The organism is Anaerococcus sp. Marseille-Q7828 (assembly GCF_949769285.1).
Lineage (GTDB): Bacteria > Bacillota > Clostridia > Tissierellales > Peptoniphilaceae > Anaerococcus.
Genome location: NZ_OX458331.1, coordinates 537137 through 552026, shown reverse-complemented (window position 1 = coordinate 552026; position 14890 = coordinate 537137). Strand labels below are relative to the sequence as shown.

12 protein-coding genes are annotated in these 14890 nt (G+C 31.3%); all 12 read left to right on the top strand.

The genetic code is table 11. The features are described from left to right. Window positions 1-2: 2 nt before the first annotated feature. The 12 genes from gyrB (at window position 3) to QNH69_RS02590 (ending at window position 14734) form a co-directional block, all read left to right on the top strand. Window positions 3-1904 carry a DNA topoisomerase (ATP-hydrolyzing) subunit B gene (gene gyrB, locus QNH69_RS02645; RefSeq protein WP_282929068.1) on the top strand — a complete coding sequence of 634 codons (1902 nt, stop codon included), beginning with the start codon at window positions 3-5 and terminating at the stop codon, window positions 1902-1904. Between the two features lie 8 nt (window positions 1905-1912). Continuing rightward, on the top strand, window positions 1913-4375 hold the full coding sequence (gene gyrA, locus QNH69_RS02640) for a DNA gyrase subunit A (protein WP_282929067.1): 2463 nt from the start codon (window positions 1913-1915) through the stop codon (window positions 4373-4375). A gap of 9 nt (window positions 4376-4384) precedes the next feature. After that, window positions 4385-4687, top strand: a complete 303-nt coding sequence (locus QNH69_RS02635) for an STAS domain-containing protein (RefSeq protein ID WP_282929066.1) — start codon at window positions 4385-4387, stop codon at window positions 4685-4687. A 3-nt stretch (window positions 4688-4690) separates the two neighbouring features. Continuing rightward, window positions 4691-5026 (top strand): anti-sigma regulatory factor, encoded by a 336-nt coding sequence (locus QNH69_RS02630; RefSeq protein ID WP_282929065.1) that lies wholly within the window; start codon window positions 4691-4693, stop codon window positions 5024-5026. Continuing rightward, on the top strand, window positions 5026-5808 hold the full coding sequence (locus QNH69_RS02625) for a SigB/SigF/SigG family RNA polymerase sigma factor (RefSeq protein WP_282929064.1): 783 nt from the start codon (window positions 5026-5028) through the stop codon (window positions 5806-5808). Before QNH69_RS02630 ends, QNH69_RS02625 begins: the two co-directional genes overlap by 1 nt. Window positions 5809-5878: 70 nt before the next feature. Further along, window positions 5879-6775, top strand: coding sequence for a helix-turn-helix domain-containing protein (locus tag QNH69_RS02620; protein ID WP_282929063.1), 897 nt, complete (start codon window positions 5879-5881; stop codon window positions 6773-6775). 868 nt (window positions 6776-7643) lie between these two features. Continuing rightward, window positions 7644-8654 carry a radical SAM protein gene (locus QNH69_RS02615; RefSeq protein WP_282929062.1) on the top strand — a complete coding sequence of 337 codons (1011 nt, stop codon included), beginning with the start codon at window positions 7644-7646 and terminating at the stop codon, window positions 8652-8654. 4 nt (window positions 8655-8658) lie between these two features. Further along, a complete protein-coding gene (locus QNH69_RS02610) occupies window positions 8659-8835 on the top strand; it encodes a hypothetical protein (protein WP_282929061.1) in 177 nt (58 codons plus the stop codon). Window positions 8836-8909: 74 nt separating this feature from the next. Further along, window positions 8910-10490, top strand: a complete 1581-nt coding sequence (locus QNH69_RS02605; RefSeq protein WP_282929060.1) for an ABC transporter ATP-binding protein — start codon at window positions 8910-8912, stop codon at window positions 10488-10490. 353 nt (window positions 10491-10843) lie between these two features. Next, window positions 10844-11083, top strand: coding sequence for a helix-turn-helix transcriptional regulator (locus QNH69_RS02600; RefSeq protein WP_282929059.1), 240 nt, complete (start codon window positions 10844-10846; stop codon window positions 11081-11083). A 308-nt stretch (window positions 11084-11391) separates the two neighbouring features. Beyond that, entirely contained in the window at window positions 11392-13011 is a 1620-nt protein-coding gene (locus QNH69_RS02595; protein WP_282929058.1) for an ATP-binding cassette domain-containing protein, read from the top strand. Continuing rightward, on the top strand, window positions 13004-14734 hold the full coding sequence (locus tag QNH69_RS02590) for an ABC transporter ATP-binding protein (protein WP_282929057.1): 1731 nt from the start codon (window positions 13004-13006) through the stop codon (window positions 14732-14734). Before QNH69_RS02595 ends, QNH69_RS02590 begins: the two co-directional genes overlap by 8 nt. The last annotated feature ends 156 nt before the right edge of the window (window positions 14735-14890 follow it).

Here is a 14890-nt window from a genome sequence, read left to right as displayed (position 1 = left end):
TTATGACAGAAAATAATTACGATGCCGGTAATATTAAGGTCTTAGAGGGACTAGAGCCAGTTAGACTAAGACCTGGTATGTATATAGGCTCAACTAGTGAAAAAGGTCTACACCACCTAGTTTATGAAGTTGTAGACAACTCTATAGACGAGGCTCTTGCCGGCCGTTGCGATTACATAAAAGTGACCGTATCAGAAGATAATATTATAACAGTAGAAGATGACGGATCAGGTATACCAGTAAAAGAACACCCACAAACTCACAAATCAACCCTAGAGACTGTTCTTACAGTTCTTCACGCTGGTGGTAAGTTTGACTCATCAGCCTATCATTTTTCAGGTGGACTTCACGGTGTAGGTGTTTCTGTAGTAAACGCCTTATCAGAATACCTTATAGCAGAAGTCAAAAGAGATGGTCACCTATATCGCATGACCTTTGAACGTGGAGTTGCTACGAGTGATTTGGAAGTCTTGGGAGAAACTAACGAAACTGGTACAACTATAAGCTTTAAGGCTGACCCAGAAATCTTTGATACAACAGTATATGACAAAAAGACCCTAGAACGCCGATTCCGCGAAATGGCCTTTCTAAATTCTGGCGTACAAATCATATTTGAAGATCAAAGAGATGAATCTTCCCAAACATTCAAATACGACGGTGGAGTTAGTGAATTTGTTGGCTACTTAAACCGCAACAAAGACTCTATAATGCCAGAAATCCCACACTTTATTGGAAGTCAAGAAGATACAGAAATAGAGATTGCCTTCCAATACACAGACTCATATTCTGAAAATATCCTAACTTTTGCAAATAATATCCTTACTCCAGAAGGAGGTACCCACCTATCAGGTTTTAGGTCTGCCTTAACTCGTGGAGTCAATGACTATGCTAGAAAGTATAAGTTTATCAAAGAAAACGAAGAAAACCTCCAAGGTGAAGATGTCAGAGAGGGTATGACAGCCATAGTATCAGTAAAGATATCTGAACCACAATTTGAGGGTCAAACCAAGGCAAAACTTGGTAACTCTGAAGTTCGTGGGGCTGTGGATAGCTTCTTCTCATCCAAGCTAGAAAGCTTCCTAGAAGAAAATCCAAAAGTTGCCCAAACCATCCTTGACAAGGCTCTTCAATCAAGAAGAGCAAGGGAAGCTGCTAGAAAGGCAAGAGACCTAACCCGCAAGCGTTCTATACTTGATAGTGCAACACTTCCAGGAAAATTGGCTGACTGCCAATCTACAGATATTGCCGAAAATGAAATATTTATAGTCGAAGGTAACTCAGCTGGTGGTTCAGCAAAGGGTGGACGTGATAATCGCATCCAAGCTATACTTCCTCTTCGTGGTAAGATCCTAAATGTAGAAAAAGCAAATATAGACCGCATATTAAATTCAGAAGAGATTAAGGCAATGATAACAGCCTTTGGTACAGGAGTTGGCAAGGAATTTGATATATCAAAACTTCGCTATGGCAAGATAATCATCATGACAGATGCCGACGTCGACGGTGCTCATATCAGAACCCTACTATTGACCTTCTTCTATAGGTATATGAAAGAGTTGATAGATGATGGCCATGTTTATGTTGCCCAACCACCTTTATACAAAATCACCCACGGTAGGTCTGAACGTTATGTATACTCAGATGCCGAAAGAGATAGGGTCTTAGGAGATATCAAAGGCGAAAATTACAAGATCAACCGCTACAAGGGTCTTGGTGAGATGAATGCTGAGCAACTTTGGGAAACAACCATGAATCCAGACAACAGGATATTGCTTAGGGTCTTGGAAAACGAAGAATCAACAAGTACAGATGACACCTTTAGCCTACTTATGGGAGAAAAGGTAGAACCAAGACGTGAATTCATAGAAGAAAACGCCAAATACGTAAATAATATTGACGTATAGGAGGCAAGATGACTGAAATTAACAATGAACACAATATTATAAATGTAGACCTAGAAGAAAAGATGAAGGATGCCTACCTGGATTATTCTATGTCTGTAATAGTATCTCGTGCACTTCCAGATGTACGTGATGGACTAAAACCAGTACACAGAAGAATCCTCTATGGTATGGAAGGTCTAGGTCTTGATCCAAACAAACCAACCAGAAAATCTGCCAGAGTAGTTGGTGAGGTAATGGGTAAGTATCACCCTCACGGTGACACAGCACTTTATGGTGCCCTAGTACGTCTTGCCCAAGATTTCTCAACCAGATATCCCCTAGCCCAAGGTCAAGGTAACTTTGGTTCTGTAGATGGTGATGATCCAGCGGCTATGCGTTATACAGAAGTCCGTATGTCAAAAATCGCCAAAGAAATGCTAAGAGATCTCAATAAGAATACTGTAGACTTTGTACCAAACTTCGACGAAGAAGAAAAAGAACCGGTGGTCCTACCATCAAGATTTCCAAATCTTTTGGTCAATGGCTCTAACGGTATAGCCGTAGGTATGGCTACAAATATGGCTCCACATAACCTTAATGAGGCCATAGATGCTTCTATTGCCTACATGAGAAACCCTGAGATAAGCATCCAAGAATTAAACAAAATTATCAAGGGACCGGACTTCCCAACAGGGGCAAAGATCCTTGGCAAAAAAGGAATCAAGGATGCCTACGAAACAGGTCGTGGTAAGGTTAAACTTCGTGGTATAGCTAGTATTGAACCTTTCAAGAAAAACCGCGAGAGAATTATCGTTACAGAAATCCCTTACCAAGTAAATAAGGCTAAACTCATACAAAAGATTGCCGACCTTGTAAAAGAAAAAAGAATAGATGGTATATCTGATATCCGTGATGAATCAGATAGAAAGGGAATGAGGATTGTAATTGAAATCAAACGCGATTACAATGCTAATATTGTTCTAAACAACCTCTATAAATACACCCAACTAGAGACAACATTTGGTATCATAAACCTTGCTTTAGTTGATGGTATACCAAGAATTCTAACCTTAAAGGAATTAATCAAATACTATATCGACCACCAAAAAGATGTAGTAACCAGACGTACACAATTTGACCTAGACAAGGCAAAGGCTCGCAAGCACATAGTAGAAGGATTGATAATAGCTATAGATAATATCGATGAGATAATCAAAATCATCCGTTCTTCCTATGATGACAACGAGATTAAGGCGATATTTTTAGAAAGATTCGGCCTAACAGACCTCCAATCTCAAGCTATCCTAGATATGAGATTGAAACGTCTATCAGGACTAGAAATTGAAAAACTCAATGCCGAAAACAAGGAACTTGAAGAGACAATTACCTATCTTCTATCAATCCTAAATTCAGAAGAGAAGCTTATAGACCTAATCGAAACAGAATTAAATGAGATTAAGGAAAAATACGGAGATGAACGTCGCACCAAGCTTGTAGCTGATGAAGGCGATATAGATATAGAAGAGCTTATAGAAGAAGAAGACATACTAATCACCCTAACAAATGATGGCTACATCAAACGCCTACCAGTAGATACCTACAAGGTACAAAACAGGGGAGGCAAGGGAATTTCTGCGGCAAATACCAAGGAAGATGACTATATCAAACGCATCATGACTACAAACACCCACGAAGACTTACTATTCTTCACATCTTTTGGTAGAGTCTATAGCCTAAAGGGTTATGCTATCCCAGAAGGATCTAGGACAAGCCGTGGCCAAGCCATAATCAATATTCTATCCCTAAACTCAGGAGAGAAAATAACAGAGATTATGCCTCTATCTGAGCTAAAAGAAGACGATCAGATTGTACTTCAAACACAAAATGGTAAAATTAAGAAAACTGATGCAAATAATTTCACATCTATCCAAAGAAATGGAATCATAGCTATAGGCCTTGAAGAAGGCGATAAGCTAATATCTGCCCGCCACATAGAAAAAGAAGAAGAACTAATAATATCAACTAAAAACGGTATGACCATCCAATTTAACACCGAAGATGTGAGAAGTATGGGCCGCCAAGCTCGTGGAGTCCGTGCTATAAAACTAGCCAAAGATGACGAAGTAGTAGCAATGAACATCAGAGGTGAGGAAACCTACCTACTAGTTGTAACAGAAAATGGCTTTGGCAAGAAGACATCATTTAACAACTTCAAAAACCAAAACAGAGGCGGCAAGGGAATCAGATGCCACAAAGTAACAGAAAAGACAGGCTTTGTAGTAGACACTATCCCAGTAGATATAGACGAAGACATAATGATGGTTTCCTTAAGAGGTGATATAATAAGAATCAGAGCAAAAGATGTCTCTACAACAGGAAGAAACACCATGGGAGTCACCCTCAAAAATATGAAAGACGATAAAGATAGAATAGTATCAGTAACCAAATACGACGATGGCGCATACGATGTCCAAAGAGAAGATATTAAATAGGGGAAGAAAATGTTTGATAAAGAAATAAAAATTGAAGATGATATTCAGACAGTAAAACTTGTTGGTGACCTAGATGTCTATTCAGAAGAAGACTTCAAAGAATTCATAGAAGAAAAAATAGATGCCAACAAAGACCTAGTATTTGACCTACAAGACCTAGACTACCTAGACTCAACAGGCCTTGGTATGTTTATGCTTATCTACAATAAACAAAAAGAAAATGGCAAATCAGTAAAAATAATAAATACAAAAGAAAATATCAAAAAATTATTCAAAATTACTGATCTATCCGATCTATTTGATATGGAGTAAATCATGGATAAAATTACCATAACAATCCCAGCTCGCAAAATCTATCTAAAATCCATAAGATTATTTACCGCTTCCCTTGCAAGTGATCTAGGATTTAATATAGAAGAAGTTGAAGACCTTAGAGTTGTAGTAAGCGAGGCAATCAACTACAAGCTTAGCGATGAGGACATAAAAATAGAATTTTTGCCAGAAGATAAAAACCTTCAAATCAAAGTTATAGGCAAGGATAAGAGCCTAGACGAACGTGCACTAAAAATGCGTGATTTAATTTTACAAGAACTTGCAGATGAAGTTGAAATCACAAGCGGAGAAATTAAAATCATAAAAAGGGCAAGCTAATGACAAAGCAAAAAGATCTAACTGATCAAGAATACAAAGAGCAAATCAAGAAGAAATTTGAGGAGTATTACCAAACTCGTGATATAAAACTTCGCGATGAACTAATAGAAGAGCATATGTATATAGTAGATATCCTATCCAACAAATACGTAGGAAAGGGCATCGAAAAAGAAGACCTCTACCAAGTAGCAAGCCTTGGACTAATCTTTGCAGTAGAAAGATTTGACCCAAGTAAGGGCTACGAATTTTCTTCATTTGCAACACCGACAATAATGGGTGAGCTCAAACGCTACTTTAGAGACAAGGGTTGGGTCATCAGAGTCCCAAGAAGAATCCAAAACCTCTACAAAAAAATAAATAACGCCAAAAAAGTCCTACCCCAAGAACTGCAAAGAACCCCAACAGTAAAAGACATAGCAGACTACTTGGGCGAAGACGAAGAAACCATACTAGAAACCATGGAAGCAAGCAAAGTTTACGCTCCACAAAGTCTTGATATGAAATACCAAGTCCAAAAAGGAGAAAACTCCATAGACTTGGCTGATATGATAGGAGAAGAAGACAGGAACTTCGACTCCATAGAACTATCAGATCTTATAGAAAAATCAACAGCAAGGCTAAACGATTTGGAAAAAGAGATTCTAGAACTAAGATACTACGAGGGCAGAACCCAAATAGACATAGCCAACACCCTAGACATCTCCCAGATGACAGTAAGTCGAATAGAAAAAAAGATCCTACAAAAATTCACCATGGAACTAGAAAAAATGGAAAATATCTAAGAAACCACACCAAGCAATTAAGCTATGGTGTGGTTTTTAATACAAACAAGTAGTAGAAAGAGAAAATCAAATGGCAGAATATGATTACATAGGAAGTGAAGTAAAAAGAATTAGAAAAGAAATGGGGATTTCACAAGCTGAACTCGCAGAAAAGTCCAATGTTTCTATTGACACAATCAGGAGGCTTGAGAATGGCTACAACTTACCTAGATTAGATTCAATTGTCCCAATCTTTAAAGTTTTAGGTATAGAGTGGGAATTGCTACTTAAAACAAAAAAAGGGTCATCTTGGCAAGATCTACAGAACATTTTAGAGAAAGCAAGCCAAGAACTTGATCAAAATAATTTAGATAATATTTTTGAATACATTAGTCAACTTACTTATTACAGAGATACATTACCTACTAGCTATAAAATCAAATTAGACCAGTATCTATTGTTTTTCCAAGCTTGTTTGTCAAGATCTAAAGATAAAAATTTAAATTTATATAAAAAATATTTAGAAGATGCACTGAGCTTGACTATAAAATCAGAAGATTTATTAAGTGAGAGCTCAAATTATAATGAACTAGAAATAAGAATTCTTCAATCTCTATCTGAATATTATATAGATATAGAAGATAATGAAAAAGCGTTTAAAATATTAAATCATTTAAAAGAAGTCACTCCTACAGAATCAAAACTATTTCCAAAGATTTGTTATAATTTGGCTAGATACTACTATATTGAAAAAAAGTATACCAATACCATACTTTTGTGCAAAGTTGGGATAGAAGAAGGATCAAAAATAAGTAATTATAATAGCTTCCCATTGCTATACTATATGATAGGAATATCTAAATATAAAATTGGAGAACTTGACTATAGATTTTATTTAGATTCCTCACTAAAATTGTGTGATTTATTATTAAAAAATGATTTAAAGAAAGTTCTAATTTTAAGTATTGATGAAATTTTACAAGAATAATACCTGCTTAGACCTGCACAAGTGCAGGTTTTCTATTATGGAGAAATTATTTATAATTATATTAAGATATCTAATTAAACGGACAAATTAATCATGATTAATTGAAAAGCTAATATTAAGGATGGTATTATGAAAAAAATATTAAGTTTATTGTTAGTATTTTCAATAATTTTCCCAATGAGCAAAGACGATAGCGATACTGCTAAACCTGTGTTTACATATGGAATTGATACTAACTATTATTCTTGCATTTGACAAGATAAATTAGAACTACATATTATTCAATTTATGTAGATATTAATTATAAATCCTAAAACGGTTTTAAACTAGGGTCTTTCAATAGACTCTATATTCTAGTTCCAGGGCAATTGTCAGTTATCGTATAGAATTTTTTTTATTAAGTTAAGTCGAAATGGACTAGTGTAAACTAAGATATTTAATGATAAAGTGCGAATAATTGTGTAAAAACAAAATGTTATTTGAAACCCTAACTAGTAAAGAGTTTTTAGAAATAAAAGCCAAACTAATGAGAATCAAATGACTAAAAATTTAATTAAACAATCTGAAAGAGAAAGGATATAATAAATGATTTCTCTGACCAATAGTATTATATTGAAAAAGTATCACATTCAGAGATATATTTCTTGGCAATATATGAATAATTATATTTATATAGTGGATGAAAGAAAAAACGAATTGTACTTTATAGAGGGTATTGCTGTAGACATATGGATCGGAATATCTGATGAGAAAAATATAAATGATATAATCCTTAGTATTGATGCAAAATATTGTAATGATACTTCAATAAGTATAACTAAATTAGTGTATGATTTCATTAATAAGTTATTAGAAGAGGAACTCATTTATGAAAGCTAATTATGAAAAAGTTATTAATGATGCATTTCTAAATGAAATTCCAATTAGCTGCACTATTGAAATAACTTCTTTATGTAATTGGAGATGTAAACATTGCTATATTCCATCATATACTGAGTATGGAATTCCAATAGATATAATAAAGAAAATATTATTAAATCTTAGACAAATGGGCGTTCACCAAATTGTATTTACAGGTGGAGAATGTTTTAAAAGAGAAGATTTTATGGAAATTGTAAAGTACGCTAGAGATCTTTGTTTTAGAGTTAATATTTTGAGCAATGCATCCTTAATTACTGAAAAGATTGCTAAAGATCTTTCTGAGCTTTATATTACTGATTTTTCACTCACTATTTTTTCTATGAATGCAAAAGTGCATGATAGAATTACTCAAGTAAAAGGGTCACTTGAAGCAGCTCTGAATGGTGTGAATAATCTTAATAAATACAAAATCCCAATAGAAATAAAAACTCCTATACTAAAATACAATTATGAGGATTTTATGGAAGTAAAAAATTATTGTGATGATATGGGATTTTCATTTACTACTTCACCATCAATATTTACTAAATCTAATGGCGAAGAAACTCCTTTACAATATTTCATTCCTGAAAATAAATTGATACATATAATTGAGGAAATTGATAAAGCTGCTAATTTTAGGTTTATAAATAATACTGATGAATATATGTGCCCTACACTAAGACATAGCTTATTTATATCAAGTAACGGAAAGGTATATCCTTGTAATGGATATTACCTTGAAGTTGGTGATATATATAAAAATAGTATCCAAGATATTTGGAATTCAAATTATTTTAGATATGTAAGAAATCAAAAGAAATCAAAAAATAATGAGTGTAACGATTGTAAATTAGAAAATTTATGTGAAAGATGTCCAGGAACTGTTTTATCAGAAACAGGAAATATCTATGGTTGTTCTGCTATGTGCAAATCAGTTGCCTTAGCACGTTACAATAAATATTATGAAATGAGATAAATTTATGGATAATAAAAAATTAGAAAATGGTGTCCAAAAACTATCGATTCCAGTACTTAAAAAAGGTGAAATACTGGTTATATCCGCTTGTAGAGGACAATGTAGAGGAAAAAACTCATCAACACCATATTATAATCCACTGGAAATAAAATCTGTTAATCAAGAAAAGAAAGTTGGATAGATTATTTTTATTAATAAGGACCCTTTTAACAAAGAGTCCTTATTAAAAAAATAATTCTTACCGGAGAATAAATAATGAAAAATTATATACGAAAATTAAAAGTTCCCATTATAATACAAATCATATTTACTTTATTGTACTCAATTACTGTCGCAATATTTCCATTGGTTAACAAATATTTATTTGATTATATTTTAGAAGAAGGTTTAAGTCTTGTTTTTAAACTTATTGGCATTTATGTATTATTGATTCTTCTAAATTTATTCTTTCAATATATATCTAGGCTATATGAGTGGAAAGTTTCTAAGTTATTTTTTGTAAAGATTAAAGATGATTTGTTTAAGCATATTTCTTCTTTAGATATCCACGAATTTAATAAAAGAAAAGTTGCTGATTACTTGGTGATTTTTACTGAGAATGTGGAAGCAATAGACGAGGATTACCTCAGTGCCTACATAGATCTCTATAAATCTATCCTTAATATTATAGTGTTTTTAACAACCTTGCTAGTTTTTGTGGATTATAGGATAAGTATAGTTGTCCTATTATCTTCTGTCTTAATTGTATTTATCCCTAAAATATTCAAAAAGAGATTATCATTTTTAAGGGGAGAGCAAATAGCTAGCATAAAGAGATACTTTGACAAGGTTCTTGACTTATTATCTGGTAAATCACGAATCAATAAAGTAACTTTTAAGAACATTAATAATGAGCACAGGTCATATCTTACTGATAGTGAGGACAAAAGATATAAGTTTGGTAAGTTTAAAACTATTTCAGATTTAGCAGGAGCTTTTGGTATATTTCTAGTGGAATTTAATACCTTTGTTATAGTAGCCATACTTCTGGCTCAAGGGAAAATCACTGTTGGAGTTGGAATAGCAGCTTTTGGATACACTACTAGTTTCCTAGATCCTATTAATGATATTTTAAGTTGCATAAATCTTATAAATTCTACCCAAGAATTAGTTGATGAAACTATGGATTTCATTAATGGAGACCTAATAGAAGAAAAAGATAAATGGGAAGATAAGAAAGTCGATAAGCTAAGCTTAGAGAATTTATCTATCACATTTGATAATTTTTCCTTAGATAATGTAAACTATGTATTTGAGAAAAATAAAAGATATGCTATTCTCGGACATAGCGGATCTGGAAAATCTAGCCTATTAAAACTCATTGATGGAAGTCTAGAAAAAGATACTGGACAAATTTATATAGATGGTAACCCTATAGATGATTTGGACCAATACATATTTTCACTCAAACAATATGAATATCTATTTAGAACAGATTTTATAAACAACATTAGTATTTTCAAAAGTATGGAGACCGATACGAAATTAGTAAACAATTTCTTGATGGTCCTAAACGAAAAAATGAGAAACAAAATCATAAACTATGAGGATATAAATAAGCTAAGTGGAGGAGAAAAGCAAATTGTAGGCATAATACGTATGCTAGTAGCCGATAGACCAATAATCCTTTTAGATGAGCCATTTGCTAGCATCGACTACAAGACAAGCAAGATAATAAAAGATTATCTTCTGAACTTACAAGATAAGATAATAATTGAAATCACCCATGATTTATCAGAAGAAAACCTATCGAGATTTGATGAATTAATACAAATGGATGAGGGGAATTTGTTATAAAGTAGTGGGCGTGTATTGTCAACTAGCGAATTATACTTGTATCATATAAGCACCTGTATGTATATCTAGAATTACAAATTAAAATTATGAAAAATATGCATGCAATTATTATTGTTTGCATGTTTTTTATTTACGGATTAAAAAAAGTTAAATAATTCAGATTATATCAGACTTTATAATTCTAAATCAAAATGGTACACAGATTAAATTGTAAGCATAGACAATAAAATTTTTACATAGTCCTTTCTTATATCTGTATTTAAAATAACCATCAATAAAAGGTTTTCATTATTCTGATACCATATGCTATAATATAAACAAAAGCTAAGTTTATAGTTTAAGTGAGGTGGAAAATGAATGACTATGATTTTTCCTATATTGGTAAAAGAATAAGATATGAACGTCAAGAGAAAAATATTTCTAGAGAAGAATTAGCAATCATATCTTTAGTATCAGTAGAAACTATAAGAAAAATAGAAAAAAATCTGTGTGATCCCAATGTTTCAACACTAATCCCTATTTGTAGGGAACTTTCAATTGATATAAGTAGAATATTCTTTGATTATCCAAACTCACCATCTTATAAATTATAAATGCTAAATAATAATTCTTCGTTTATCAAATTTATTGATGATGGTATTGAAAATACAGCTGGTTTTCTCGTTCATTATGAAAATAAGAAATATATACTAGAAATTCATTATTCTAGTATTAAAAATCTATCGTACATGGCGGATATGGGTAAGTTTAGTGACTTAGAATATTGTGAAAAGTATGAGCTGGTAATAGAATGAAAAATCTTATTAATAAATTTTTTAGATGTAATTTTTTCTATATTGTAGTTTTTTGGATTTTTAATATTATTAGTTTTTTTCTAGATACTTATGTATTGGGATATGTAATGAAACAAATTGAGGCTGGTTTTGATTTGAACCAGCTAATTAGGATTATTATAATTATTGGACTTATAATGTGCATAAGTAAAGTAGCTTATAATATGCTTAGTAGTAAGGTTTCCTTTCTTTCTTTTGAGTCTAGAATGAACTACCTTTTTGATATAAATTCGAAAGCTATAAATAATAGGTATAGGTCTTTTGAAGACGAAAAATTTGTAAGTAGCTACCAAAGGACGCTAAGTTTTTTTTCTTCTGATATAGAAGGATATCAAGAAGCAATAAATGGATTTATTGAGATAGTTCCTTTTTTTATATTAACAGTATTTAGTGGCTTTTTTATAGGAAGATACTCTATATTAATTCTTCTTATAAGTATAATTATAGCGATTTTAGTTTTCCCAATTAAAGATAAGATCAATAGCTTTGATTTACTTGAAGATGAAGATTTAGGAGATATAGAAAATAGAAAAGATTACTACCACTCACTTACTACTAATAGTAAATATAGCAAAGATATTAGGGTTTTTCACCTTAAAGATATGATTCTTAAAAGATATAGGAATGTAATTGATGACTTATTTGATATTTTTGATAGAAAATCAAAACTAAGTCTTAAAGTTAAGATATATATTAGTTTGCTTCTAATTTTAAATGATATATCTATTCTAGCAATACTATTATTAAGACATAAAAATATTTTAGTTAGTGATTTCGTAATTATATTAAATATGTATTACCTATTTAGTGAGTCTATTATGAAAGTATTAGAGAGCTATTCATCTATTAAGAAAAACTCTAATCTTTTTGAAAGGTATGATCAAGTTTTAAATAAAAATCTTCAAGTTTTCAATGAATTAGATATAACAAATAAGTTTGAGGTTGATTTTATTGATGTATCTTACAAGTATCCAGGATCTAGTGATTTTGCTTTAGAAAATTTAAGTGTGAGCTTCACTTCTGATGAGAAAATAGCTATTATTGGAGAAAATGGTGCTGGTAAAACAACATTTATAAAGTTATTAATAGGATTGCTTGAGCCAACTAGCGGGCAAATATTATTTGATGGCAAAAATATATCAGCTGATGATAGGATTAATTATTTCGCGTCAACATTCCAAACATCTAAATTATTTCCTGGTAGCCTAGCGGATAATCTTTTTTTCAATAATAAGCAAAATAGAGATATAGAGTTTATAAAATCTTACATACATAAAAATAAGATTGAAAATAAGTCGAAATTTAGATACCTTGAACTTGAAGATCATATAGGTAACGAGTTTTTTGATGATGCTTTCATACCTTCAGGTGGACAAGAGCAACTAATTGTAACACTAAGAGCACTTTTATCTAATAAAAGGATGTTAATATTTGACGAACCTACATCTAACTTAGACATTGACAAAGAGATTAAATTCTATAATATTCTTTCTGAATTTGAAGATAGAGGATATATAATAATATCACATAGGATATCTATAACTAATGTAGTAGATAGAATAATAGTTATTAGAGATAAAAAGGTAGAAAATTCTGGGACTTATCATTATCTTAAAGAAAATTCTCCTTATTTTAAGCACTTACTAGATATATCTGAAGAGCTAATGAAAGGAGCAATAGATGATTGATAGTATAAAAACTTCATTATCGCTCATAAGGAGAGCTAGTAAGACTAATAAGAAATTTATAGGAATTTTGATATTAAATGTTGTAATAAGTTCTATTGAGGCTTATGGATTTTTCAAATTTATAGAACTTATTACCAATTTTATAGCTAATAAAGATTCACTTGATAAAGCTATTTATGTTTTTATATTTTTGTGCTTGTTGAAGTTAATAAATGCTTATATTAGTACACAATCTGTAAAGATTGGAAATGAATTTATATATCAAGTTGAGGAAGAATTAATCGATAAATCAATGTCGATATCTTATAAAGTAACCGAATCAAAGGATTTTTATGACCTTCAACAGAGAGCTAATTATTCCTTGCGTAATCAGTATGCCTTAGAGAATATGATAGAGGCATTGGTAAATATTATCCAAGGTATCAGTATTATCATAGTAACTTCATTTATAATTTCTAGCATATCTTTTTGGACAGGATTTGTAGTATTGATATTGGTTTTTATAAACTTTTACATAAGGTTATTATATTCAAAGAAAGATGAAGAATTTTATAATAAGCTTGCACCTATCAACAACTGGATATGGTACTACCAATATATACCACTTGAAGATGATAGATTTATTGATATTAAAGCAAATGCTATGGAAACTAATATTATTAAATCAAGCAAGATTTATATTGACAAAACTATAGAAATATTTACTGACTTCTATAATAGAATGGGCATTAGGGATACACTATCAGATCTTACTGATATCCTTATATACTTTTTTGTTTTAATTACTGGTGTAGTTGAGCTTTATAATGGAAAATTTAATATAGATTATTTTGCAATACTTATTATGGCAATATTTAAGATAACAAATGCTATAAAAGATATTTCAGAATCATTGATTGATTTTTGGAGATATTCTCTATTTTCTAAGCCTATTATAGAGTTTTTGTCTCTCCCAGACCCTAGTGAATCACCTTTAGAAATCATAAACACTAAGGAAATCCATTTAACTTCAAAGGACTTAAAATTTGCATATAATCATAAGAATGTCTTAGAAGACATAAATTTTGATGTAAATGAAAATAAATTAATAGTAATAATAGGTGAAAATGGTTGTGGGAAATCTACTTTAGTAAAACTTATAGCAGGAATGTATACGCCAAATCAAGGTTACATCTCTTATAATGGCTATGATACAGATAGAATAAATTACTCACATATAAGTCCTGTTTTCCAAGATTTTAAGCTAATAAAAGACTTTACTAGTCTTGAAAATATAAGAACAGAAGTAGGAAAAGATTATGATAATAAAATGCCTTGGCTACTTGATTTATTAAACTGGCAACTTAATTTTGATTTGGGAAAAAGGATAGGAAAAGAACTTAGTGAAGATTATGTAGAATTATCAGGAGGTCAAGGTCAGCAAGTTGCTATATTAAGAGCTATCTATAACAAACGCAATATAATAATTTTGGATGAGCCAACGGCGTCAATAGACTTGGAAAAAGAAAGGGATATCTATAAAGCGGTTACAAAGCTTAGGGATAATAATATAGTTTTTTTAGTTTCCCACAGACTATCTTCAGTACATCAAGCAGATGAGATATGGTTTATAAATGATGGTAAATTAGAGATATTTACTTCTCATAAAGATGCGATGAAAAATTCAGAAATATATAGAGACTTGTACACTAATTATTATGATAATTATTCAAAAGTTAACTAATCTAGGCACTATATAAATAAATCTATCCTTAATATTATAGTATATTTAACAACTTTACTAGTTTTTGTAGATTATAGGATAAGCATAGTTGTCCTTTTATCTTCTGTATTAATTGCATTATACCCTATTTAGTCACAAGTGTATTAAAATCGAGTA